We start from the raw sequence: 25,183 nt of genomic DNA, 5'->3' as shown, positions 1-25,183 counted from the left end.
GAGGCATTTCCAATCCATATCTGGTATGACTTGTGCTAATTAAATTTTTTAAAGGTCATATAATATATTACATTTGAACCCAACTAACACATCATCATGCTAACCAAAACGAAGTTATTTAGTTTGGATTTTTGTAAATCCTATTTCCCCAACCTTATCTTAATAGCAGAATAGCGATAGCTTCAGTTGCGGCGCGAAGTTTAATAGTCTGATGTATGTGATTTTTTGAGTCATGAGCGACCCTCAAATGGGACTCGCCATGGCGAAGCCGTGCTTTTTTTTAATGGCCAGTTTTTAGTGAGTTGTGAATAGTGAGCCGAAAACAGAACGCTAACATGCAAATGTATAAATCTATAAAAAAGCCTAGCGCCTAGAGCTTAGAGCCTAAAGCGTATCCGCAGAAAAGCTATAAGCCCTGAGCTGTAGGCCGTAAGCCATAAGCAAAAAAATATTACAAACGAAAAACGGTCTATTGAAAAAATATTGAAAATTAAAGAAGTGTCGAAAAGCTTAAAAAACGGATTTATAATGAAAACCGACTAATTTCCAGAAATAATTGTGGTATTTGCGGAACTGCATCACGCAGTGATAAGCATGCAGCAAAACTACCAGCAATGATTTTGCAGAGCCTAGCGGCGCAAAAATTTCCTTAAATTAGTCTTGACTTTTTGGTTCGTTTTGTGTCAAGACAAAATGAACAAATAACAAACATCAATATCGTATGAATTTAACAGAATTCGAAAGTTTAAATAACAAAAAAATCCTCGTTACAGGTGCAGCTGGATTCATTGGTACCAATCTTTGCGAAACTCTCTTAAAAATCGGTGCAACTGTAATAGGCTTAGATAACTTTGCAACAGGACATCAGCATAATCTAAAGCATTTAAAAGAGAAAGAAAACTTCAGTTTTATCGACGGAGACATTCGTCATTTAGACACTTGTCAAACCGCATGTAAAGAGGTAGATTTTGTTTTGCATCAAGCCGCTTTAGGATCCGTTCCAAGATCAATTAACGACCCAATTACTTCCAATGAAGTAAACATTAATGGGTTTTTAAATATGTTAGTGGCTGCAAAAGACCAAAAGGTTAAACGTTTTGTCTATGCGGCGAGTTCGTCAACTTATGGCGACTCAACCAAATTACCAAAAGTTGAGCATGAAATAGGCAAACCCTTATCACCCTATGCCATTACCAAATACGTCAACGAATTATATGCTGATATTTTCGGAAAAACTTACGGACTCAATTGTGTGGGCTTGCGTTATTTTAATGTCTTTGGTCGGCGTCAAGATCCAAATGGTGCTTATGCCGCTGTGATACCAAAGTTTGTCATGCAATTCATGAAACACCAGTCACCTGTAATTAATGGCGATGGCACTTATTCAAGAGATTTTACTTATATCGATAATGTCATTCAAATGAATTTATTAGCGATAACAACCACTAATCAAGCAGCTTTAAATGAAGTATATAATACCGCAGTTGGCGATCGTATTACCATTAAAGCTATGGCTGAATTATTAAGAGAGGAACTAAGTCATTACGATCCTAAAATAGCCGAAGTCCCTATAAAGCACGGTCCTAATCGTCAAGGTGATGTGCCACACTCCTTAGCGAGCATCGAAAAAGCACAAGAAAAACTCAATTATAAGCCTACCCACGAATTTAAAAGCGGACTTAAAGAAGCAGTCGATTGGTATTGGAAAAACCTATAGTAAAAAATAAGAAGACAACAAGCAAAAGCAATTAATTGTTCCTAGCTAGATCTTGTAAACACTGAGCGAAGCCAAATAATAATTACATTTTACAAGTTTTAAGATTGCTTCCACTGAGCGAAGCCGAAGTGCTAATAAACCCCAAAACACTTCTCTAAAAAAAATAACCCTCTAAAATGAGTTTTTAAAACGCATAAAATTAAATTTGAAAAACTTTTAAAATAAAAATGCTAAACCAAGTTAAGCTATTAAAACTTCCGAAGATTGATTAACAAACATCAGCATAAAAAGCAAACGATCTCTGGTCTAAGATGGACGGTTTTAGATCAATTTATTAATCAGGCTGTAACATTTGGTCTCGGTCTTTTTTTAATGACTTTGTTGCCGCCAACATCATTTGGTTTATTAGGAATGGTAACAGTATTTAGTGGTTTCTTATCTGTTTTTAAAGATTTTGGCCTTGGCTCTTCATTGATTCAAAGAAAAGAATTGACTCAAGCTGATATTCATACTGTTTTTTGGACTACTGTTGGTTTAGGGATATTGTTAAGTATAATCTTGGCTAGTATTTCGCCTTTAATAGCATCTTATTACGAAGAACCTAAACTGTTAAATATTACATTAGCTTTATCCTTTTTATTCATTATACAATCTTTATCAAGCACCCAGCTAAGCCTTCTGAAGAAGCAGATGAATTTTAAGCTCTTATTTAAAATAAAAGTTACGGCAACATTAATAGCAGGAATTACAGCGGTAATACTAGCAATTTTAGATTTTGGGGTTTGGGCTTTAGTCATACAGCAATTATTAAGCGCTTTTTTAATCACATCTTTCTTGTTTAGTTTTAATAAATATGTGCCTAGGCTTCAATTTGATAGATTAAAACTTAAATCTCATTTAAATTTCAGTCTACCTTTGGTTGGCAGAGGATCTCTCAATTACTGGTCTAGAAACGCTGATAATTTTTTTATAGGTAAATTTCTCGGGGCAGAATTACTAGGTATTTATACCAGGTCATACTCCATTATGATGCTTCCTGTTTCAAGAATTAGTGGGGTTATTTCTTCCGTCTTGTTTCCATCATTAGCACAAATACAAGATGATGTAAATCGCGTAAATGTTATTTTTTTAAAAATTACGAGAACAATTGCCTTCATTACCTTTCCGCTGATGGCTATTTTGTGTATTGGTGCAGATAGTTTTATTAAGTTAATTTTTGATGAACCTTGGCATAAAATGATACCAATTTTACAGGTGCTTTCAGGAGTTGGAGCAGTACAGTCTATTGCAACTTTAAACGGTAATATCTTTATGGTGAAAGCTAGAACTGACTTAGCTTTTAAGCTTAATATTTTAAACAGTTTTTGTTATGTGACTACATTCTACTTTACAAGTCAAATAAATTTACTTACGCTCACTTTAGTTTATTTATCAGTAAATATTTTACTTCTTTTTATCAATTGGTTTTACCTTTCAAAGCTTATGAAAATAAAATTATTAGATTTAGTTAAGAATATTTCATTCGAATTTTTTGGCTTGTTGATAATGCTGGGCTTAGGTTTGTATAGTTATGACTATTTTAGCTTCCATCACCTAACAAAATTATTCTTAATTGTAACATATATAGGCCTTTTTTGGTTTATTTATTTTACTTTATTTAATAAAGCAAGGTTCAATGAAATTAGGTCTACCATAAAATCTGCAATATCGAGATGATTCCTTTAAGGTCGACTTTAAAAAATAAATTAACCAAACCTAATCCTAATCCTATTTTAATCTTAGGTTTTCCTAAAAGCGGGACTTCTGCAATTACAGGATTATTAGCTCAAAGCACAGGGCTAAGCGCCACAATAGATACGAAATATCTTTGGGAACCTTACTTGTCCCAAATTATAGAAAATAAGCTTGATTTTAAAAAACATTTATATAAAAATAGTTACCCATTTTCAAAAAAAATCATAAAAGAACCTAATCTAGTTTTTTTAGTAGACCAAATTATTAGTTACTACAAGCAACCTAAAATAGTTATAATTAAAAGAGATAAAGAAAAAAACATTAAAAGTATTTTAGATAGGCTTAATTTACCTGGTGATCTAGTTTCAAATCCTAGACCAGACAAAGTAAATAAAAATTGGCATTCACTTCTTTTTGAAAATGATAGGCATTATGTTAAAACGCTATCAAAAAAGTATGATTTAGCTCAAAATAACTTAAAAAAACTTAGCAGTTTAAATCCGATTTTTATTCAATATGAAGACTTCTTGAAAGATAAAAAATCAACAATAAGCCATTTGACAAGTACTTTAGACTTATCAGAGAAAAATGATATAACAAGCATTTTAGATAAGCCCTTTCAGCCTAGTAGTAAAAATAAGAAAAGTGTTGATGAGTTTTTTGGAAACAATTTAAAATATTTTAAATGAACATTATCCACCTTACCACGGACGAGAAGTTTATAGATGGAGCATTGTTTTTATTTAATAAAGCATTTCCAAATCAAAACCAATTACTAGTTTTAAAACCACCAGCCAACCCTGCTATTCGATATATTAAGCAATCTAGAATAGACTTTGAAATTGTCAAGAACAAAAGCACTTTAGAGACTATAAAAAAACATACAAGTAATGCAGACTGGGTTGTAATCCATGGTTTAAATGAAGTTTGGGCAAACTATATTATAAAAAACACTTCAAAAAAAATTTTATATGTGGTTTGGGGAGCTGAGGTTTATGGTAACCCGCTTTTATATGACCAACCATTACTTGGTCATCACACCATTCAACTAGATGAAAAACTAGAGCGAAAGCCCTTAATTCAAAAGATCAAAGATGTAATTAATTCATACAGATTTGGTCTGCCAAAAACTAACCAAAAGCAGCAATGGCTGAAAAATAAAAAAGCACTTCATAAAATTGATAACATATCTATTATTTATAAAGATGAGGTTGATTTTTACAAAAAAAATAACATTATACCTTCTAACACTAACTTTATAAAATTTGGATATTACCCTATTGAATATTTTGCTAACGGTATTGATGAAGATGTCAAACTAGGTAATCGCATAATGATAGGTAACTCTAGTTCATTGACAAATAACCACTTGGAAGTTTTCAAAAAGTTAGCGTCTTTGGGTGTAAAAAATGAAATTGTGGTGCCATTAAGTTATGGCGATAAAAGACTAGCAAAAATTCTAGTTAAAGAAGGCCAAAAAATGTTTGGTAAACAATTTAAACCGATTACAGATTTTATGCCTTTAGAGCAATATACAAAGTTAATGCAATCTTGCGGGATAGTAATTATGAATCACTACCGACAACAGGCTGTTGGTAATATTATAACAGCTATGTATTTAGGAGCAAAAGTATTTTTAGATGAAAGAAATACAATATATCATTACCTTAAGCGTATAGGATGTTTTGTTTATAGTATTGAAGAGCTTAAGAGTTTAGATAGCTTGAAAAATTTAGAACCATACCAAATAACCCAAAACAAAGAAATTCTACTAAAAGATATATCATCTGATAAGTTAGTCAATGAGTTAAAAACTAAATTATGGTAAATTTATATGTCTTAGGTAAAAAAGGTTTAATAGCTTTATCAAAGCTAGATATGCTTTATCGAAAAAACATCAAATCTGTTATTATTGGTTCTGATAAAAATATAGATAATGATTTTTCAAGTGAAATTATCAAAGTATGTCAAGATTTTAAGTTAAATTATCAATTTCAAAACCATACTTCAGAATACACTGCAAAGTATAGTGTAGCTATTGGTTGGAGGTGGTTAATTAACGATGATTCTAATTTAATTGTTTTTCATGATTCAATTTTACCCCATTATAGGGGTTTCAACCCCTTAGTGACGGCATTGATTAACGGTGATAGTGAAATTGGAGTTACAGCTTTAAAAGGATCAAAAGAATATGACAAAGGAGAGATAATTGAGCAAAAAATTGTACCTGTAACCTATCCGTTGAAGATTGAAAAAGCAATAGATTTAATTTCGACACAATATGCTAATTTATTGAATTCTATTTTCAATAAATTAATAAAAGACAATCTAAAAAGTTATCCTCAGGATTCTTCAAAGGTATCATATAGTTTATGGCGTGATGAAGATGATTACAAAATTGATTGGTCTTTAGATGCTTTGAAAATAAAAAGATTTATTGATGCTGTTGGTTTTCCTTACAAAGGAGCTTACACAATCTACAATGGTAAAAAACTAATTATTAAAAACGCAGAAATAGTTGCCGATGTAAATATTGCCAATAGAACACCAGGAAAAGTAATATTTAAGGAAAATAATTCCTACACAATAGTTTGTGGTAAAGGGCTTTTAAAGATTAAATCTTTTTATGATTCAAATAATATGGAAGTAAGACTTAATAAATTTAGATTAAGGCTAAAGTGAAAAATATAAATATACCCTTTAACAAACCTTATTTAACAGGTAAAGAAACAAGCTACATCAAAGATGCAGTAACCACTGGTAAAATATCTGGTAACGGTAAATACACCAAGTTATGTCAGGACTTTTTTGAACAAAATTATGGTTTTAAAAAAACACTACTAACAACCTCTTGTACCGATGCCTTAGAAATGGCAGCCATTTTAATTGATATCCAACCTGGAGATGAGATTATTATGCCTTCTTACACCTTTGTAAGTACAGCAAACGCCTTTGTGTTACGTGGTGCAAAATTAGTCTTTGCTGATTCTAGATCAGACCATCCTGGTATTGATGAAGCAACTATTGAAGCTTTAATTACCCCAAAAACAAAAGCTATTGTGCCTGTGCATTATGCCGGCGTAGCTTGCGATATGGATATTATTATGGATATTGCAAATAGATATGATTTATTTGTAATTGAAGATGCTGCACAAGCGATAGATAGTTATTATACGAGTAAAGACGGAATTAAAAAACCACTTGGTAGTATTGGTCATTTAGCATGTTTTTCTTTTCACGAAACAAAAAATATTATTTCAGGCGAAGGTGGTTTATTAGCAATTAATGACGATCAATTTATAGAACGTGCTGAAATTATCTGGGAAAAAGGGACGAACCGTTCAGCTTTTTTTAGAGGCGAAGTGAATAAATATGGTTGGGTTGATGTGGGGAGTTCTTTCTTGCCGTCTGAAATCATAGCCGCTTTTTTATGGGCACAACTTGAAAATTTAAAAGATATTCAAAGTCGTAGAAAGCAAATATGGAATAACTATTTCCAACAATTAAAGTTTTGGGCAAATGAAAATGAAGTTCGCTTACCAAAAATTCCATTATATGCAACTAATAATGCGCATATGTTTTATTTAGTTTTTAAAAACTCCGAAAAACAATCCCACTTTATTAGGCAAATGAAAGAACATCAAATATTATGTGTTTTTCACTATTTGAGCTTACATAAAAGTGAATTTTATAAATCTAAACACGATGATAGAAACTTACCTTTGTCAGACAAATACACAGAAACTTTAGTGAGACTACCAATGTATTATGAATTAAAACAAGACAAAGTAATACACAACATCTTAAACAATGCCTAAAAAAATACTGATTATTTCAAAATACTTTTATCCTACTAATTCTCCACGTTCGTTTAGAACCACAGAATTAGCAAAAGAATTAGCACGCCAAGGCCATGATGTAAAAGTAATAACGCCAACTTTTTTTGAACAATCAAACGAGTTTTATTCAAAAATTAATTACCAAAAAATTAAATACAAAAGGCGATTAAAAAAATCAAATTCGTTTTTTAGAAAACTTTTAAATCGAATATTAGAGCAATTTTTTTATTATCCAAACATAACAGATGTAAAGATTATTCGTGATGCCTTAAGAAAGGAAACTGAAAATTTTGATTTGCTTATTTCTATTGCTGCGCCTCATAGCGTGCATTGGGGAGTTGCTTCAATACCAAAAAAGGCAAGAGAAAAAATAGCAAAAAAATGGATAGCAGATTGTGGAGATCCTTTTATGTTTGCAGAAAATCTGCAATATAAAAGACCATACTATTTCTCTATATTAGAAAAGAAGTTTTGTGGATGTTGTGATTTTATAACAGTACCAACAAAAGCTTCTATCGAAGGTTATTATAAAGAGTTCAGGCATAAAATTAAAGTGATTCCACAAGGTTTTAAATTTAAAATCAAAAAGAAAAATAATGAAGTAGAGACTAATATGGGTTATAAAAAAATCGCATATGCAGGTTCTTTAAACCAAAACAGAAGAAATCCAGTACCATTTATTAAATACTTAGTGCAACACAAAAAGCCCTTCAAACTATATATATTTAGCAATAATTTAAGTGTAGTTGAAAGGTGGATTAAAGAATATCCTAATCAAATAGTTGTTAGTAACTACTTGCCAAGAAAGGAGTTACTTGAGTTTCTTAAAACTGTTGATTTTGTAGTAAATTTCAAGAATCAAGGTCATAGCCAAACACCTAGTAAATTAATAGATTATGCTATTGCCGATAAACCAATTCTGAATTTTTATTATAATAAACTTCCTACGAAAACAATTGACGAGTTTTTTGCAGGTAATTATAAAAACAAGTTGACAATAACAGACCTAGAAAAGTATAAAATAGAAAACGTAACAAATCAATTTCTCAAACTGTGCTAGAAAAAATTAAACGAAGTAAGTTGAAAATTTGGTTTTTACTTGGCTTTTTGTTTTGGCCTTTTGGGCTTCTCTTAGCTAATTTAAAAAGGATTGAGCCTAAAAACTTGAGGCTTTCAATGTTATTATTTTCAACTTTTTATGGGTTATGTTTTATAGTAGATTATAATTCTGGAAGCGATTCAGTTTTTTATGCATCACAACTTGAAAGCATGTATAATAATTTCAATTTTAAAAAGTTCTTAAGTATACTTTATTCAGATGGACAAACTGTGGATCTATATCAACCTGTTACCACTTTTTTAGTAAGCATATTTACTGATAATTATATTTTCTTATTTATGGTATATGGATTTGTGTTTGGTTATTTCTACTCAAACAATATATACATCATTTTACAAGAAGTATATGGCTATAAATTTAGTATTTTAGGAAGTGTATTATTTTTTTATTTAGCATTTATAATCCATATAGGGGACGGAATTAATGGCGTAAGAATGTGGACAGCATCACACGTATTTATTTATGGAGTATTATCATACATTGTTAAGGGTAGAAGGAAAAAAATGTTATGGGTTATTTTGTCGCCATTTTTTCATTTTTCATTGGCAGTACCAACTGCTTTATTTCTGATTTTTGTTTTGACTAGAGAATACATTAATTTAAAGATAGTTTATCTTGTTTTTATACTTTCATTTATAATGCAAGGCATCTCTATTGAGTTATTAAGAAACTTAACAGATTCGATATTACCTCAAGTTTTTAAAGTTAAGGCTGACAGTTATGTAAGCGAGGCTGTACAAGATAGAATCACTAATACAAGTCAATCTGCAATACCTTTACCCAAATTATTTTTGAATTATGCTTCAAAAATTTTCTTAATAATATCAGCAACATTTGTTTATTTTAAACGGAAAGAACTTAAATATGTAGAGAACAGACTCCTTATATTTGGTTTATTACTATATTCTTTGTTTAACCTATTATCTCATATACCATCTTTGGGTAGATATCTTTCAATAGCAAGTTTTATAACACTAGCTGCTTGTATAATGTTCTATTTTAGAAAACAGTATACAAGGTATTTTAAAAGATCATTTTATTTTTTGATACCTGTTGGCTTAACTTTTATTATAATTAAAATTAGATTTTTTCTAGAATACCCAAGTGTGTGGCTAGTAATAGGTAATCCAATATTAGTGATACTTGGGGGTAATGAAACTGGTTTTTACAGATGATAAATAAAACAATCCCGTTGAAAAAAGCAGATATTACAAGATCATTAATAAATGTACTAAGTAAAAAAGTATCTAAAAACATCATAGTTTTCGAATCTGACGATTGGGGTGCTATACGCATGCCTTCAAATAAGGCTTATAATAAAATTTTATCAAAAAAAGTAATTAACGATTCGCCATATGCTAGATTTGATTCAATTGCAACGGAAAATGACTGGCATGCTTTATTAGAAGTTTTGACTAAGTTTAAGGATAAGTCAGGCAACTATCCAATTATAACACAAAACTTTATTACATCAAATCCAGATTTTAATGAAATTCGAAACAACAACTATAAAATTTATAGTGAACAACCTTTTTTTGATACCATTAAGAATCAATCGCAGACTAAAAATTATTTAAAAATACTTGATCAAGCAATATCTTCAAAACTTGTAAAGCCACAGTTTCACGGTAACCAACATGTTAATATCAGCAAGTGGCTTCGTCTTTTACAAAACAATGATAGAGGTGCTCATCTTGCATTTGAACAAGGAACTTATTTTATAGATAATCTTACAAAAAGTATATTTGCGACTTACGATTATAATTCAAAAGAAGAGCTGTCTTTGCATTATGATTCAATCAGCAAAGGTTTAAAGTTGTTTAGAGAGTATTTTGGTTTTAACTCAGATACCATGATTTTTCCTAATTACATCTGGTCAAAACATCACTTAGTCTATATTTCTAAGATAGGTGTAAAAGGTATACAAGGGACTAAAATCCAAAATATTCCCCGTGACAGAAGTGGTTACTATAGAAAACTACGTTTCAATGGTTTTATTAATAGTTACAATCAAATCGATTTAGTTAGGAATTGTTTTTTTGAGCCATCTAGTTCGAAGAGCGGTAATACTGTAGAATATTGTATTAAAAGTATAGATAGTGCATTTAAGCATAAAGTCCCAGCCATAATTAGTACTCATAGACTTAATTTCATTGGAAGGCTAAATGAAAACAATAGGACAGATAACCTTATTAAGCTTAAAGAATTACTAAATCAAATAATGAAATTATGGCCTGATGTGGTTTTCATGTCGTCAGATGAATTAGTGAAATATTATTTAAATAATAAATGAAAAAGATTTGTATAGTATCACCTTCTCTTAAAGTTGGTGGAATTCAAAGAGAGTTAGTAGAACTAGCAAATTATTACTCGAAGAACAATCAGGTTGTTTTTATAACAATATTTAAATCTAAATATTTCTATAAGCTAAGCAAAGATGTAGATTTTATAGATATTAGTTACAAAAGGGAAATGAAAGAATCATTTACCTCTCAATTATGGTATTACGTTAAAATTTTATACAATTTAAGATTTCAAATAAATACAATTTCACCAGATGTTGTGCTAACTTACGGAGATATAATGGGGCCATTAGTTTTACTGTCTTTGTATAAAGCAAATCACAAAGTTTTTATAGGTGATAAAACAAGTCATGATTATAGGTTTAATTTTGCTATTAGGTTTTTAAAAAAATGGCTATATCCAAAATCACAGGGTTACATAGCACAAACAGAAAAAGCGGCAAAGTATAGATACGAACAGTTTAAAGGGAAATTAAATATAACCGTAATACACAATGGAATAAGAGATGTAAAACTCTTTCCAAATATTAAAAGGGAAAAAATAATATTATATTTAGGAAGATTTGCCTGGGAGAAGTCTCCTGAACGACTTATATTATCAATGACAATGTTAAAAAATGAAGATTGGAAATTAATCATGGCCGGTGACGGGCCTCTTCTGTCAAAAATGAAACAATATGCCAAAGAATTAAATATAAGTAGTAGAGTGGAATTTTTAGGTCAAGTCAAAGAAGTTGATAAATTGTTTGCTAAATCATCAATTTATGTATTGCCTTCAATTATAGAAGGTTTCCCAAATGCATTATGTGAAGCTATGGCAGCAGGTTTGCCTTCTATTGTTTTCGATTCAATACCTTATGAAGATATTTTAACTGATAATTTTGATGGAATTGTAGTTTCGGATGTTTATGAATTATCTAAAAATCTAGATAATTTGATACAAAATCAAGAATTAAGAAACTACTTAGGTGAAAATGCAAGAAATATAGCAGTAAAATTATCCAAGGATAAAGCTGCTAATAAGTTGTACGAAAAACTATTTGTAAGTTAATGAAGACAATCAATTTTTTATACAAATTATACTTTTTTTTGCCTAATTTTTCAAACTTGGGTAAAATTGGAAAAGGGATAAATAGGTTTTTAGATATATATATACTTCGCCCTATTTTTAATTATCAAGCTCCTAACCACTTTAAAAATATCTTATTAAAAAAGAGTATTCAAGGGACTAATACTGATATAAAGCGTGAGAATAAATATATAGTTTCTCTAACTTCATTTCCAGAAAGAATTACAGAAGTTTGGATAAGTGTTATGTGTTTACTTAATCAAACTGTAAAGCCCGATAAGATTATCTTATGGCTTGCTGAAAGTCAATTTAAAAATGAAATATTGCCAAAGAGTCTTAAAATACTACAAAATTATGGATTAGAAATAAGATTTTGTGATGACTTAAGATCCCATAAAAAGTACTTATATTGTTTACAACAATTTCCTGAGAGTTACATAATGACATTTGATGATGATTTATTTTACGATAACAGAGTTGTAGAAAACTTAATTAAATTGAAAAAAAAATATCCAAATTCTATTGTTGCAAATAGATGTCATAAAATTACTTTTTCAAAAGGAAATTTGAAACCTTATTCAAACTGGTATCATAATGTTATAGAAAAACAACCATCTTATAGTCTTTTTCATACAAGCGGTGGAGGAGTTTTATTTGAAAAAAGACTGCTGTGTGATACTACCTTTGATAAAGAACTAATAAGAAAATTAAGTCTAAATTCAGATGATGTTTGGTTGAAAATAATGTCAATAAAGTCAAATTTAAAAACTGTAACTAATAACAGATACAATAAAGACTTTGTTACAGTTGGTACAACACAGAGGATATCACTTGTTAAGTCTAATACCAAAAAAGGTATGAAAGATATTCAACTCAAAAGGGTTATTAATTATTTTAATTTAAGCAGTAAAAATTTTGAATAATGTTAGGCAAGCTTAAAACAATTGTTAAACACATTCCAGGATGGAGAACAAATCAAAAAATTTTAGTCATAGAGTCAGACGATTGGGGTAGTATAAGAATGCCGAATGCTAAAGTTAGGGAAGAGCTATTAGAGGCTAATTATGATTTAGATAATAACTTTCTTAAATACGATACACTAACAAACAAAGAAGATATTAATTTACTTTTTGAAGTACTCAGTTCTGTCAAAGATAGCCAAGGTAATTTCGTTAAATTCACTCCTTTTGTAAACCTTACAAATCCTGATTTTAAAAAAATAATAAATCATGACTATAAAAATTATTATTTTGAAATGTTTGTAGAGACTCAAAAAAAATATTATGGGAGAGATTTTTTAAATTCCTGGTTAGCTGGTATTAATAATAAAATTTTTTATCCTGAGTACCACGGTAGAGAGCATTTCAACGTTCCTCTTCTAATGAATTTACTTCAAAATTCTGAAGATTTAAAATTTGCATTTAAAAAAGGAGTTGTGCACATACCACTAAAAGATATAAAGCCAAAGAAATTAAAAACTTTAGCTCCTGCATATTATGTAAATCGAAAAGAAGAATTTGATTACTATAAAAATAGCCTTAGAGAGGGGATTAGCATATTTAAACATCTCTTTAAGTATCAACCAAAAGTCTTTGCTGCACCAAATGGAATATTTATGCAAGAATTCGAGGAGGAGCTATCAAGTTTAGGTCTTAATAATTTTGTTGTAAACAGGAAAAGAGTTCAACCAGATTTGAAAGGAGGCTTTACAACAAAAAGCTTTAATTTAAGCTTTGGGAAAACTTCAAAAAATGGTCACATGTACTACCGAAGAAATGTTAAGTTTGAGCCAGTTCAATCATCTTATAACCAGTCGAAAACGATTAACGAAATCAATATTGCATTTGCTATGGGTAAACCAGCAATATTATCAACTCATAAAGTAAATTATGTAGGTAGCCTTTCTAAAAAGCATAGAGATAAAAATCTTTTAGAATTAAAAACGATCTTAAGAAAAGTAGTCAATAAACATCCTGATATTATTTTTATGTCTTCGAGAGAATTATGTAAATTGATTAGAATGAAATAAAATGAGAAGAAAAAAACTTGTATTAGGAATAACAATTTCAGGAAGCACACCTTTAATTAGGGGCCAAGCTAAGTACTTTAAGAATTGTGGATATGATGTTTATTTAATGTGTCCTAAGGATGAGAAGTCAATAGCCTATTGTAAGGAGGAAGGTTGTACTTTATTACCTGTGAGGATTGAACGATATATTAATCCCTTAAAAGATATAGCTACTGTATTTAGTATCTTCAAAATACTTAGAAAATTAAAGCCTGATGTCATTAATGTAGGTACTCCGAAAATGGGTTTGTTAGGCGCAATTGGCGCATTTCTAGCTAAAGTCCCTAAGCGTATTTACACTTGTAGAGGTTTAAGATACGAACATGAATTAGGCTTAATGAGAAAGCTTCTTGTCACCACAGAAAAAATTCCTGGTAAGCTAAGTCATAATATTATTTGTATCTCTCCATCTGTTAAAGACAGAGCTTTAAAGGATAATATTTTCGAGACAAAAAAGGTAATAGTCTTTAAAAAAGGAAGTAGTAACGGAATTAATCTTAATAAATTTTCACAAAATAATGTTTCTAGAGAAGAAATACTGAGTCTAAAACACCGATACGACCTATCTAATAAATTTGTTTTTGGTTTTGTAGGCAGGCTAATTGATAGAAAAGGTATTAATGAGCTATATAAAGCCTTCGATGAGCTAAGTTTAATTCATCCTAACTTTATTTTGATTTTAATTGGAAAAAGCGACTCGTCGCAACTTTACGATAAGTCTCTAGTGTCAAAAATCGTAGCTCATAATTCAATCTTGTGGCTGGGTTGGCAAGATAACATTCCCCTTTGGTTGTCTTTATTTGACGTGTTTGTCATGCCTGCATGGTGGGAAGGTTTCGGAAATTCTTATCTTGAAGCTGCTGCTATGGGTAAACCTGTTATTGGAACAAATGCTACAGGATGTAAAGATGCTATTAAAAAAGACTTTAATGGTTCAGTTGTACCAATTAAAGAGGTTAAGCCACTAAAAAATGCGATGCTTACATATTATGAAAATAACTCACTTCGAGAAGAGCATGGAAAGAATGGTCTTCATTGGGTAAAAAATTTTAATCCGGAAGATATTTGGAATGAGCAAAAAAAATTATATGAAAATTAAAGTTAACTAATGATTTTTATTGGAGATGTAGCTTCACCACAAAAACAATATTCAGATTTTTTTTATGATCAAATCAAAGGTTTTGTAAAGGATAAAGATCTGATTTTTAATTTAGAAGGATTAGTGAGCGATGACTTAAGTATAAACTCATCTGTTCCAATTCTTTTTAATCATTCATCCATTATTGAGCAAATAAAAAAAATGAATTGCAAGGTCGTTACGCTTGCTAATAATCATACTCTTGATCAACCAAGCTTATTTGAGAACACTATTCAAAAACTAAATATTAATGGAATAAGTTATTGCGGTGCTGGTTATTCAATTGAACAAGCAAATAAACCTTCGATATTTTATTCTCAGAGAGAAAAAATTATTATGTTCAATCAGTGTTGGTCTGTGATGTTACAGCACCAAAAGAATCCCAGCCAAGGGGTGCATGTAGCTACAATAGATAAAGAAATTTTATTCAAAAATATTTCCAAACACAAAAAAGAAAATCCAGACGCTAAACTTGTTGTATATTTCCATTGGAATTTTGATTTAGAAAAATTGCCATTTCCAGCTGATAGAAGAATAGCAAAGGGATTAATCGATTTGGGAGTAGATTTAGTTCTAGGCTGTCACTCTCACTGCATACAAGGAGCTGAATATTATAAAGGCAAACCTATAGTCTATGGTTTGGGTAATTTTTTTATTCCTTGGTATACATATATCAATGGGCACATTTCCTTTCCAGATTTCAGCAAAAGAGAGTTAGCTGTAGAATGGAATCCTCAGACTAATCAAGTTGTACTTAATTTTTTTAGATACAACCCTGATAATCATCAATTAGAATTATATCATAAAGAACAATTTAGTGAAAATAATAAAGGTTACATTTTTAAGGAGTTTTCACCATACCAAGGTCTTTCAGATAAAGAATATAAAGTATTCTTTTTAAAACATAGAAGAAAAAAATATCTTGTACCTGTTCTTAACACCTACGACAAAAACACTACCAATTTTATTAAGAACACACTAATCATCTCTAGAATCAGAATTCTTAGATTTTTAGCTAAATTGAAATTACGTTCTTGGAACAATTAAATATGAGAAAAGTAATAACAAAATCGATTTTTCATTTCTATAATTATCTAAACAATAGGGTTATTAGTAAATTACAGAATGAGTGTGAGTATGTAAATAAAACTTTACATAATAGAGATGAAGAAAAAAAAAATTGTCTCAATCGTTTTGGCATAGATAAAAAATTTGAAGATTTACCAGTAATTAAAAAAAAAGCAATTATTAATTTATCAAAAAAGATTGACAAAAGTGAGATTAAAAGTTGGGCTTTTACAGGTGGCTCATTTGGCGAGCCATTAAGAGTACCGTATTCCAAATATCGAAATAGTGTCAGAACAGCAACTTTTAAATATTTTAATGAAAGGGCAGGTTATAAAACTGGAGATTCTTTTGCACTCATTCGGGCTAAAAATAAGCCTAAACTTATTAAGTATTTACGAAATGAAACAATTATAATCCCAAATGATGTATCTGAAAAAAATATTGGAGCTATTATTAGTTTAATTATAAAGAACAAGGTAACAATTTTAATGGGTTACCCAACAGTCATGTTTGATATTGCAAAATATATAGAAAGCAAAAAGTTAAAACTTCCAGTAATTCATCTTATTTCAACATCAGAGATGCTTGACCAGGATAAGAGAATCTTTATTCAAAAAATATTTGATTGTAATTTTATTGATCGCTATAGCAATGAAGAGGTTGGGTTAATAGCACAACAAGAAGTTTTTGGAGGAGACTATTTTGTTAATAGGTTTGGAGTTTATGTTGAAGTACTGGGCAAAAATGATAAGCCTGTTGAAAGTGGAGAAATTGGTAGAGTAGTAGTAAGTGATTTTAACAATGACTTAATTCCTTTTTTAAGATATGATACTGGAGATATTGCAATTGCTGGTGAATATAAAAATGGTCAATTACTAACTTTAAAACAAATAATAGGAAGGACTGCGGATATAATATATAATACTTCTGGGAAACCTGTTTCTTCGCTTGCTTTAGGCCCTGCTATTTACAAGCCTTTGTCTAATGCTTCATTAAATACTCAATTCCAATTTATTCAAACAAATACCAATAATTATATATTAAAATTAAAATCGAAAGAAAATCAAATTAAAAGTGAAGTTATATATAAAATTAATATTCTTCTGAAGGAGATACTTGGAGATAATGCTAATATTTTAATTAAATTTGTTGATGACATACTTCCGCTAAATTCAGGGAAAAGACCTGTTTACATTAACGAATACAAAAGATTTAATTAATAAAAACCATTTGTATGTATAAGTTTTTATTTAAAAGGGTTTTAGACTTAATAGTTTCAATATGCCTTATTATTATTTTTTTGCCAGTATTTATTTTTGTTACAATTATATTATTTATTCAAAATAATGGTAAACCTTTCTTTTTTCAAGAAAGACCAGGTAAGAATCAAAAATCGTTTACAATAATTAAGTTTAAATCTATGACTGATGAACGTGATGCTCAAGGCAACTTATTGCCAGATGTAGAGCGCATTACAAAATTTGGTGGGTTGGTACGAAAGTTATCCATAGATGAATTACCACAACTGATCAATGTGTTAAAAGGCGATATGAGCTTAGTAGGACCAAGACCATTACTGTTTAAGTATATACCACTTTATAATCAAGAACAACTAAAAAGACACGAGGTTAAACCAGGGATTACAGGATGGGCTCAAGTAAATGGTAGAAATAGTATAAGCTGGTCAAAAAAATTTGAATTGGATATTGAATATGTTGTAAATGTTTCTTTTTTTTTTGACGTTAGAATCCTTTTATTAACTTTAAAGAAAGTACTAGTTAGAGAAGGTGTCAATCAAAGCGTTACTCGACCAATGCAGCCTTTTAATGGAAAAAATTAGATATGAATATACTTATTACTGGTATTGGAGGCCCAACTCCACTAGGTGTTGCCAAAAGCTTAAAATTAGCTAATGAAAATTTAAAAATTATAGGGACTGATGCTAATAAGTTTGCGCCTGGTCATTTTGATTCAACCTACGACAAGACATATGTTATTCCAAAGGCTTCGGATAAAGATTATTGGTTATCTATTACAAAAATAATTAAATTAGAAAAGATTAATTTTGCTTTTATTATTCCTGAAACTGAGGTAATAGAATGGTCGAATAGGCAAAGTATGGGTTTATTGCCATGCAAAACAATTTTGCCTGACATAAAAGTTGCAAAATTTATGTTTGATAAACTTAAAGTTTCAAACCTACTTGAGCCACTAAATTTGTCACCAACTACAGTGAAAATTGACCCAAATGATTTGTTAAATGAATCCTTAAAAAAACTAGATTTTCCATTTTGGGTTCGGATTAATAAAACAGCAGGAGCATTAGGTGCAATGAAAATATCTGAAAATGAGGATTTTAATAACTGGGTAAGAATACATCAAAACGAAGATTTTATTGCGTCTGATTATTTACCTGGTAGAAACTTTGCAGCTAAACTGTTTTTTTACAAATCTAAATTACAACTCACAGCTTCAGGGGAAAGAATAGAGTATCTAATGCCAAATTTAAGTCCAACAAAAATTACAGGTATGTGCGCACGGGGTCGCTTAATAAATAATACTAATTTGATAAATAAAGCAGAACTAGCAATAAGAAAAGTACATGAACACCTCTCTGTTAATGAGATTAATGGTATGTTTACTGTGGACTTTAAAGAAGACTTTAACCATAATCCTTTAATTACAGAAATTAATATACGCCCAGTTTCTTTTATTTATGCTTTTACATTAGGTGGTATAAACTTTCCACTTGAAATATTAAAATTAGCCACAAATAGTAGTTATAATCGCAATAGAATAGATTTCCATTTTAAAAAAGAATATGACTTTATTAGAGGTGTTGATTATCCAATAATGTTGGTAGATTAAACAGTCATATCAATGGTTTAAATCATCTTTGAATCGTAAAAAACAAATATAATATTCTATAACCTGTCTAATTCTTAACTTTCTTAGATTTATTTTGTTCTTTTTCAAAATAGATAACTTAATATCCATACTTTGCGTGTTTTAGTTTTTAATTTATTTGGTTTAGTGAAAGCAATTTTAATATTCATGTCTACGCTTTCAAAGTGCATTAAATAAATCAACTTCAAATAAAAAAAATCAGGTTTTGATAGTAAAAACTGAGCCATTATTTTGAAATTTATCACCTTAAAACTAGTGCCGACTTTATTTATAATTAATCATCACTTAAAACTGACAACTAACAACTATCTTTTTTAACAATATAATTTTGCCATCAATAAATGTTTGGTTATAAAAATAACAACTCATCTTTTTCTCTTAAATTTACCATCAACTATTACATAAATGAGCAAATAGCGCCTACAGTCTAGAGCCTACAGCCAACTGCACGATTCACAAATCACTAATTACTGACAACCGACAACCGATTTTACTACTACACCACTATACCATTACACTAATAAGAAAATAGCGCCTAAAGCCTAAAGCCAACAAAACGACTCACCATTCACCATTCACGACTCACCGACAACCGACAACAGACAACAGACAACACCTCTTCACACCAGTCACGATTCACGATTCACCATTCACCGACAACCGACAACCGACAACCGACAACAATTCCCCACTTACCAACAAAAAATTTTGTAAATTAGCTAAATTCCCCAATAAACATAAACTTTAAACCATCTCTCATGGGGAAAAACTTACATAAATACATATTATCAGATTACACAAAAGCCTTTGTAGAGTTCGACTTATTTGAAGTTCAAACCTTAGACCTAGAACCACGCTTAAAGCAATTAACCAAAAACCCATTAGAGTCCACACTTTGGCGATTCTTCATAAGCAGCTTTTTGTATAAAGTTGGTAAAGAAAGCGAGCTCTATTTTACAGATCGAGATCAATCACACGAAACCAAAGCACAACTAAAAGCACTATTCAGCATGTTTGTACTCAAAACAGAATTCTTTCCTGATATTTACAAAGACCACAACCGACATCTATATTCCTCAGTCTTATATAAATCAAGGATTTTAATTGCTTACCATAGCGAAATTAGAAAAGCCAAGCAGCTTTATGATAAATACCCTAGTAAATGTCAACACTATTTAGACGCCCTAAAGTCTTGGTCAAAAAAAATACAAATCATTCACTTCTATTTAGAAAAAAGATATTATCGGCACCACAACTCTATTTCACTACAGGATTATGTGGTGGGGAAAATCTCTGAAGGCTTTATAAATATCGTAACTTTAAATGATAAGGTTAACAAATTATTTTATGAAGTCGATAATTGGAATTATCGCGAACAAATTAGCATTCAGCAACCAAACAAAACAAGTATAATAAAAGAAATGGCCAAAGTATTCAACTTCGAAGAATACAAAGCACCAATTATTTTTATTGAATATCCACGTGAATTAGCTGAGTATAAGCGTATGCTAAAAAATTGGTTACTAAAAGAAATCGAAAAAAGAAAACGCGAATTTCATTTAGACCAAGGTGAAATGCCGATGGCCTTTAAAATCATAGTTGAATATGCAAATCGCTTAATGAACCCAGTTGAAAAAGACTATCTAACCAAAAACTCACCAGAATATTTAATCTACCCAACCCATATATTTAACAGCTTTAGAGCCTATAAGTTAGTTGAAGTTTATGCCAAACACATTTGCAGTGGTGCACAATTTACATTTTTATACCGTCAAATGCGGCAAGAAGTAAACGATTATAAAATCAATGTAGACCCAGCACCATTCGAAGACTGGTTCAATTCAACCTACAAACCAAGCCGTAGACAAAAGGTTAACGGAACCCTACAAAAAGTAGATAATCCAGAACGTAAAAATCATTATAACTTAACTAAAAACCTAATAGAAGAATTATACCCAGTTGAAGCTTAGGCACAATTAATAATACTTTCAAAATCAGTTAATTCAATCCCGTAGTAAAGAGCCGCCTCTTCGTTAGTCACAACCTGATGCGCATCTTTACCAAGCCATTGCTTAATCTTTTTAAACTCTGTATAAGCAGTACTCATACCGCAAGACTTAAACTCAGCCAAGTCAAGCGGATAAATTAAACGAAGGCGATATGTGGTTGTGCTTTTAGGCAAATTAGGCGTTTATAATTTGTATTAAAAAATCTTCTGGCACATCATAATACTCAGCAACCTCTAAACTAGTAACAAGTTGGTGTGGCGCTTTATCATAAAAGTCTTTAATGAGGTTCATCTCTTTTTGAGCACTTCGTATTTTAACCCCTTTAAACTTTGCAAGATCCTTACTTAAAATAATTTGCATAAGTGTTTAATTTAATCATTGCTCCAAAACTAAATAGGATTCAAATAAAAAGTTGTGACAACTACTTTTACATATTCTTTTTGATGCAGAAAAATAGACATGAACCATGTCAGTATAGACAGACGTGAAGTTAAGTACCTTTAAATCAGAAAAATAGAACCGAAATTTACAAGAACCAACCACAACTCAAAAAATGATGTTTAAATACTTTCGAAACCAAGAACACTAACAAGCATTTCATGAAGCACGAATAACGACTCACCATTCACAATTCACTGTAAACTGCCAACCACTAACAGAAAACAGGTTCTCGATACACTTTTTCTTTCCACAAGGCTTCAAGAAAAACCACTCGAACTGACAACAGATAACAGAAAACAGACAACCGACAACCGACAACCGATTTTACTACTAAACCACTATACCATTACACTAATAGGAAAATAGCGCCTAAAGCCTAGAGCTTAAAGCCTAAAGCCAACAAAACAACTCACGATTCACCATTCACGACTCACGAATCACTGACAACCGATAACAGAAAACTGACAACGGACAACCGACAACCGACAACCGATTTTACTACTGCACCATTATACGATTACACTATTACACGCAATTACACGCATCACGATTCACAGAAAACTGCAAACAGACAACACCTCTTCACACCAGTCACGATTCACTATTCACAAATCACGGGATACTATTACACGCATCACGCATCACGCATCACGCATCACGACTCACGAATCACTGACAACCGATAACAGAAAACTGACAACCGACAACAGCCAACCATTTTCTACCATACCTCACCCAGAGCTTAAGTATAGCTTAAGTATAGCTCAAGTATTAATTCAAGGAACGTACTCAGGTGCAAAAAGCGTCAAAAAACGCATTAAGCGTCAAAAATTATTAAAACCACTAATTTTATCAAAATCTATGAGGATACACTAAACTGCGCATAATCAAATAAATAGCCGCCTTAAATTTGCCATAGTAATACTTAAGAAAGTGTACCGGATTTAAAAAAAACAGAAACTTTAAAATTTGAAAGTCGACAATAAGTTGAAGTTTTTGCGCGCAAGGTAAGACTCTTAAGATTCTAATTCAATTATTAACATGCCTTGAAATAATAGGCTTAAAATTTAAAGAGATGGCAAAACTAAAGTCGTTATTAAAAATTGAAGGAACCCTGGATGGGATGACCTTCTATAAGAACCAAGATGGCGAATACTTGGTCAAGACCAAAAGCGGAGTATCAAAAAGTCGAATAGAAAACGATCCGGCTTTTATAAGAACACGTGAAAATGGACAAGAATTTGGGCATATCGCAAAAAGCGGTAAAATGTATAGAAGAGCAATTGCTAATTTATTAGCTGATGTGCCCGATCGTTCCAAAATTTACAGGCTAACTAGTCGACTTAATCAGGTAAAAAAATACGATTTAACCTCAAGTCGCGGTCAACGAAAAGTAAGTGTAGGAATTGCAAGTCCAGAAGGGAAAGAAGCTTTGAAGTTTTTCGACTTCAATAAAAAAGCAACATTAGATGCAGTGCTAAAATCTAATTATAACCTTGACACAGCGACCAATGAAATTATCATTAATGATTTTATACCTCAACTTAATTTGGGTATTCCTCAGGGTGCTACCCATGTCGAATTAAGTGCGGCAATAATGAATTTTGATTTTGCAACAGGTCAAGGTGAAGTGGCAATAAGTAATGTCGAAAATTTAATGATAGACAGCACCGCCTCAACTATTAACCTTAATTTTAGTAGTACACCATCGGCAGCAGGAGAAACCTATTATTTCATGAAGGTAGCTTATTTTCAGGAATTTAATGGGGAACAATACCCTTTGTTAAATGGTGCGTTTAATGCCCTTCAAATCATAGAAATAATTTAACCCAGGTTGAATTGATGTGATCAAATGAAACCACTTCAGTCTACTGGAGTGGTTTTTATTCAAAATCTTTTCTAAGCTCATATGCTTTCTTTTTAAAAGGTCATGAACCTTTTCACCCAACGTTCACAAATTAAAAAAAGATATATTTATGTTCGCTCGAAGCCAAGAACACTAACAAGCATTTCACAAAGCACGACTCACGAATCACGACTCATGATTCACCGACAACCGACAACCGACAACCGATTTTACTACTACTACTACACCATTATACGATTACACTATTACACGCATCACGACTCACCATTCACGATTCACGATTCACGACTCACGACTCACGACTCACGATTCACGACTCACGACTCACGATTCAATGGTTACTGATAACAAAAAACCTTAAAATTCCACTTAAATCAAGTCAATAGGATTAACAAATCGTAAAAAAGAAACTAAAATCTTTTAAGTAATTGAATATTAACTATATTTGCTAATTGAAACAAAAAACTTAACCATGAAAAAAACAACTCTATTATTGGCTGTGATGATTTTTACTGTATTTCAGTCATTTGCGCAAACAGACCAATCTTCTGAGCAGAAATCTTCTGAAGTAAATTACAATAAGTGGTCGCTTGATTTTGGTGGTGGCGTGAGCAAGGCTTCAAATCCATTTTCTGACCCTTCAATTGAAGCTGGAATGTTTTCAGATTTCATGATTGACTTAGGTGTAAGGTACATGTTTAATGATAAGTTCGGACTTAAACTTGATGGTGGTTTCGGCGAAATATCTGCCGATGATGAGTCACCGTTTGACTTTTCAACAGATTATGCAAGAATCAATGCGCAAGCCGTATTAAATTTTGGCTCAATTTTAAACTTCCAAAGCTTTACTCAACGTTTTAATGTGTTAGGTCATGGTGGTGCAGGTGTAAGTTTTTTCACTTATCCAGAGTCTAGTCTTGTCGATAACGAAGCTACAGTAAATTTCATGTTTGGTATTACGCCACAAATCAAATTATCAGATCGGTTCGCTTTTTATGTCGATCTAACAACAATAGGTAACTTTAAACAAGACTACACTATTGACGGTCAAGCAAGAACTGTTTCACGTGATTTCGATGGGATGATTGTTAATGCAACAGCTGGTTTATCGATTTACTTAGGTAGTAATGATCAACATGCTGATTGGGTAAATATTAGTAAAACAGATCAGTTCGAAGAACAAGTTAACTCTGTAGAAAACCGTTTAGCTAAATTAGAATCAGAGCTTCAAGATGACGACCGTGACGGTGTGCCAAATTATCTTGACTTAGAACCTAATACGGTTAATGGTGTAGCCGTTAATACAAAAGGTCAAGCCGTTGATAAAAATCAAAACGGTGTGCCTGATGAGTTAGAAAAGTCGCTTGAAAAACGATTCATGTCTAAAAATGAAGCAGAGTCAGCTATCGCAAAAGCTGGTCTTGAGAGCGTTAAAGCAATGGCTAATGATGGTGCTATAAGTGTGTATTTTGAGTTTGGAAGCACTAAGCCAGAAACTTATTCATACGATGCAATCAACAAAATTTTACTTTACTTGAGAGCCAACAATACAGCAACAGCAAGCCTAACAGGTTATGCTGATGAAATCGGAAATGCTGAATTCAATAAAACTTTATCTGAAAATCGTGCGAAACGCGTTTATGACATCTTAGTCGCTTCGGGAATAGAAAAATCGCGCTTATCATATCAAGGTGGAGGAATTGACAACTCGGTTAATAAGTCTTCTAAAGATGCAAGACAACTTGTAAGACGAGTAATTTTCGAAATCAAATAATAAAAAATCTTAATTATATGTAAAAAGCCTTCAACAAAAAGTTGAAGGCTTTTTTTATTAGAATACTATTACGTCACTACAACACTACACAAAACAGCCATAAGCGAAAAGCACCTACAGCCTACAGTC

General features: G+C 31.2%; 23 protein-coding genes. 21 read left to right on the top strand and 2 right to left on the bottom strand.

All coding sequences use genetic code 11. From position 1 onward, the window contains the following. The first annotated feature begins 721 nt into the window (after positions 1–721). From IMZ30_RS04790 to IMZ30_RS04705, 18 genes are all read left to right on the top strand, one after another. Entirely contained in the window at positions 722–1,717 is a 996-nt protein-coding gene (locus IMZ30_RS04790) for an SDR family oxidoreductase (RefSeq protein WP_207039397.1), read from the top strand. A 264-nt stretch (positions 1,718–1,981) separates the two neighbouring features. Continuing rightward, on the top strand, positions 1,982–3,433 hold the full coding sequence (locus IMZ30_RS04785; protein WP_207039396.1) for an MOP flippase family protein: 1,452 nt from the start codon (positions 1,982–1,984) through the stop codon (positions 3,431–3,433). Beyond that, on the top strand, positions 3,430–4,140 hold the full coding sequence (locus tag IMZ30_RS04780; protein ID WP_207039395.1) for a hypothetical protein: 711 nt from the start codon (positions 3,430–3,432) through the stop codon (positions 4,138–4,140). Before IMZ30_RS04785 ends, IMZ30_RS04780 begins: the two co-directional genes overlap by 4 nt. Continuing rightward, positions 4,137–5,279 (top strand): TDP-N-acetylfucosamine:lipid II N-acetylfucosaminyltransferase, encoded by a 1,143-nt coding sequence (locus tag IMZ30_RS04775; protein ID WP_207039394.1) that lies wholly within the window; start codon positions 4,137–4,139, stop codon positions 5,277–5,279. Before IMZ30_RS04780 ends, IMZ30_RS04775 begins: the two co-directional genes overlap by 4 nt. Then, positions 5,273–6,133, top strand: coding sequence for a formyltransferase family protein (locus tag IMZ30_RS04770; RefSeq protein WP_207039393.1), 861 nt, complete (start codon positions 5,273–5,275; stop codon positions 6,131–6,133). Before IMZ30_RS04775 ends, IMZ30_RS04770 begins: the two co-directional genes overlap by 7 nt. Next, positions 6,130–7,269: a dTDP-4-amino-4,6-dideoxygalactose transaminase gene (rffA, locus tag IMZ30_RS04765; RefSeq protein ID WP_207039392.1), complete on the top strand. Its 1,140-nt coding sequence runs from the start codon at positions 6,130–6,132 to the stop codon at positions 7,267–7,269. The genes IMZ30_RS04770 and rffA overlap by 4 nt, the downstream gene beginning before the upstream one ends. Continuing rightward, on the top strand, positions 7,262–8,350 hold the full coding sequence (locus IMZ30_RS04760) for a glycosyltransferase (protein ID WP_207039391.1): 1,089 nt from the start codon (positions 7,262–7,264) through the stop codon (positions 8,348–8,350). Before rffA ends, IMZ30_RS04760 begins: the two co-directional genes overlap by 8 nt. Next, on the top strand, positions 8,344–9,585 hold the full coding sequence (locus IMZ30_RS04755) for an EpsG family protein (RefSeq protein WP_207039390.1): 1,242 nt from the start codon (positions 8,344–8,346) through the stop codon (positions 9,583–9,585). Before IMZ30_RS04760 ends, IMZ30_RS04755 begins: the two co-directional genes overlap by 7 nt. A 17-nt stretch (positions 9,586–9,602) precedes the next feature. After that, a complete protein-coding gene (locus IMZ30_RS04750) occupies positions 9,603–10,703 on the top strand; it encodes a hypothetical protein (protein WP_207039389.1) in 1,101 nt (366 codons plus the stop codon). Then, the gene (locus IMZ30_RS04745) at positions 10,700–11,764 is read left to right on the top strand and encodes a glycosyltransferase (protein ID WP_207039388.1); all 1,065 of its coding nucleotides are present in this window, start codon (positions 10,700–10,702) and stop codon (positions 11,762–11,764) included. Before IMZ30_RS04750 ends, IMZ30_RS04745 begins: the two co-directional genes overlap by 4 nt. A gap of 56 nt (positions 11,765–11,820) precedes the next feature. Next, positions 11,821–12,705 (top strand): hypothetical protein, encoded by an 885-nt coding sequence (locus tag IMZ30_RS04740; protein WP_207039387.1) that lies wholly within the window; start codon positions 11,821–11,823, stop codon positions 12,703–12,705. Then, positions 12,705–13,811, top strand: a complete 1,107-nt coding sequence (locus IMZ30_RS04735) for a hypothetical protein (protein WP_207039386.1) — start codon at positions 12,705–12,707, stop codon at positions 13,809–13,811. Before IMZ30_RS04740 ends, IMZ30_RS04735 begins: the two co-directional genes overlap by 1 nt. A 1-nt stretch (position 13,812) precedes the next feature. Next, on the top strand, positions 13,813–14,949 hold the full coding sequence (locus IMZ30_RS04730) for a glycosyltransferase family 4 protein (protein ID WP_207039385.1): 1,137 nt from the start codon (positions 13,813–13,815) through the stop codon (positions 14,947–14,949). A 9-nt stretch (positions 14,950–14,958) separates the two neighbouring features. Continuing rightward, complete coding sequence (locus IMZ30_RS04725) at positions 14,959–16,035, top strand: CapA family protein (protein ID WP_207039384.1); 1,077 nt, start codon at positions 14,959–14,961, stop codon at positions 16,033–16,035. 2 nt (positions 16,036–16,037) lie between these two features. Next, positions 16,038–17,276, top strand: coding sequence for a hypothetical protein (locus tag IMZ30_RS04720; RefSeq protein ID WP_207039383.1), 1,239 nt, complete (start codon positions 16,038–16,040; stop codon positions 17,274–17,276). 14 nt (positions 17,277–17,290) lie between these two features. Next, entirely contained in the window at positions 17,291–17,896 is a 606-nt protein-coding gene (locus IMZ30_RS04715) for a sugar transferase (RefSeq protein ID WP_207039382.1), read from the top strand. A gap of 2 nt (positions 17,897–17,898) precedes the next feature. Next, entirely contained in the window at positions 17,899–18,924 is a 1,026-nt protein-coding gene (locus IMZ30_RS04710; RefSeq protein WP_207039381.1) for a hypothetical protein, read from the top strand. A gap of 797 nt (positions 18,925–19,721) precedes the next feature. After that, positions 19,722–20,933 (top strand): hypothetical protein, encoded by a 1,212-nt coding sequence (locus IMZ30_RS04705; RefSeq protein WP_207039380.1) that lies wholly within the window; start codon positions 19,722–19,724, stop codon positions 20,931–20,933. Here the strand turns inward: IMZ30_RS04705 and IMZ30_RS04700 are convergent. Further along, the gene (locus tag IMZ30_RS04700; RefSeq protein ID WP_207039379.1) at positions 20,930–21,145 is read right to left on the bottom strand and encodes a hypothetical protein; all 216 of its coding nucleotides are present in this window, start codon (positions 21,143–21,145) and stop codon (positions 20,930–20,932) included. The two genes, IMZ30_RS04705 and IMZ30_RS04700, sit on opposite strands and share 4 nt — an antisense overlap. A gap of 1 nt (position 21,146) precedes the next feature. Further along, positions 21,147–21,332: a hypothetical protein gene (locus IMZ30_RS04695; protein ID WP_207039378.1), complete on the bottom strand. Its 186-nt coding sequence runs from the start codon at positions 21,330–21,332 to the stop codon at positions 21,147–21,149. 1,156 nt (positions 21,333–22,488) lie between these two features. On the opposite strand from IMZ30_RS04695, the gene IMZ30_RS04690 reads away from it, so the two are divergent. The 3 genes from IMZ30_RS04690 (at position 22,489) to IMZ30_RS04680 (ending at position 25,054) form a co-directional block, all read left to right on the top strand. Then, positions 22,489–23,241, top strand: coding sequence for a hypothetical protein (locus tag IMZ30_RS04690; protein WP_207039377.1), 753 nt, complete (start codon positions 22,489–22,491; stop codon positions 23,239–23,241). A 102-nt stretch (positions 23,242–23,343) separates the two neighbouring features. Continuing rightward, positions 23,344–23,625, top strand: coding sequence for a hypothetical protein (locus tag IMZ30_RS04685; protein WP_207039376.1), 282 nt, complete (start codon positions 23,344–23,346; stop codon positions 23,623–23,625). A gap of 127 nt (positions 23,626–23,752) precedes the next feature. Further along, positions 23,753–25,054, top strand: a complete 1,302-nt coding sequence (locus IMZ30_RS04680; protein WP_242529702.1) for an OmpA family protein — start codon at positions 23,753–23,755, stop codon at positions 25,052–25,054. The last annotated feature ends 129 nt before the right edge of the window (positions 25,055–25,183 follow it).

The organism is Psychroflexus sp. ALD_RP9 (assembly GCF_017311165.1).
GTDB lineage: Bacteria > Bacteroidota > Bacteroidia > Flavobacteriales > Flavobacteriaceae > Psychroflexus.
The sequence above is the reverse complement of the archived record's forward strand: the minus strand, read 5'-3'. Positions and strand labels throughout refer to the sequence as shown.

What these genes read in the sequence shown, in the direction of transcription:
- IMZ30_RS04790 (WP_207039397.1), top strand. Translation starts at nt 722, where the DNA reads ATGAATTTAACAGAATTCGAAAGTTTAAATAACAAAAAAATCCTCGTT.
- IMZ30_RS04780 (WP_207039395.1), top strand. Translation starts at nt 3,430, where the DNA reads ATGATTCCTTTAAGGTCGACTTTAAAAAATAAATTAACCAAACCTAAT.
- IMZ30_RS04775 (WP_207039394.1), top strand. Translation starts at nt 4,137, where the DNA reads ATGAACATTATCCACCTTACCACGGACGAGAAGTTTATAGATGGAGCA.
- IMZ30_RS04770 (WP_207039393.1), top strand. Translation starts at nt 5,273, where the DNA reads ATGGTAAATTTATATGTCTTAGGTAAAAAAGGTTTAATAGCTTTATCA.
- IMZ30_RS04760 (WP_207039391.1), top strand. Translation starts at nt 7,262, where the DNA reads ATGCCTAAAAAAATACTGATTATTTCAAAATACTTTTATCCTACTAAT.
- IMZ30_RS04745 (WP_207039388.1), top strand. Translation starts at nt 10,700, where the DNA reads ATGAAAAAGATTTGTATAGTATCACCTTCTCTTAAAGTTGGTGGAATT.
- IMZ30_RS04735 (WP_207039386.1), top strand. Translation starts at nt 12,705, where the DNA reads ATGTTAGGCAAGCTTAAAACAATTGTTAAACACATTCCAGGATGGAGA.
- IMZ30_RS04730 (WP_207039385.1), top strand. Translation starts at nt 13,813, where the DNA reads ATGAGAAGAAAAAAACTTGTATTAGGAATAACAATTTCAGGAAGCACA.
- IMZ30_RS04725 (WP_207039384.1), top strand. Translation starts at nt 14,959, where the DNA reads ATGATTTTTATTGGAGATGTAGCTTCACCACAAAAACAATATTCAGAT.
- IMZ30_RS04720 (WP_207039383.1), top strand. Translation starts at nt 16,038, where the DNA reads ATGAGAAAAGTAATAACAAAATCGATTTTTCATTTCTATAATTATCTA.
- IMZ30_RS04715 (WP_207039382.1), top strand. Translation starts at nt 17,291, where the DNA reads ATGTATAAGTTTTTATTTAAAAGGGTTTTAGACTTAATAGTTTCAATA.
- IMZ30_RS04710 (WP_207039381.1), top strand. Translation starts at nt 17,899, where the DNA reads ATGAATATACTTATTACTGGTATTGGAGGCCCAACTCCACTAGGTGTT.
- IMZ30_RS04705 (WP_207039380.1), top strand. Translation starts at nt 19,722, where the DNA reads ATGGGGAAAAACTTACATAAATACATATTATCAGATTACACAAAAGCC.
- IMZ30_RS04695 (WP_207039378.1), bottom strand. Translation starts at nt 21,332, where the DNA reads ATGCAAATTATTTTAAGTAAGGATCTTGCAAAGTTTAAAGGGGTTAAA.
- IMZ30_RS04690 (WP_207039377.1), top strand. Translation starts at nt 22,489, where the DNA reads ATGGCAAAACTAAAGTCGTTATTAAAAATTGAAGGAACCCTGGATGGG.
- IMZ30_RS04685 (WP_207039376.1), top strand. Translation starts at nt 23,344, where the DNA reads ATGAACCTTTTCACCCAACGTTCACAAATTAAAAAAAGATATATTTAT.
- IMZ30_RS04680 (WP_242529702.1), top strand. Translation starts at nt 23,753, where the DNA reads ATGAAAAAAACAACTCTATTATTGGCTGTGATGATTTTTACTGTATTT.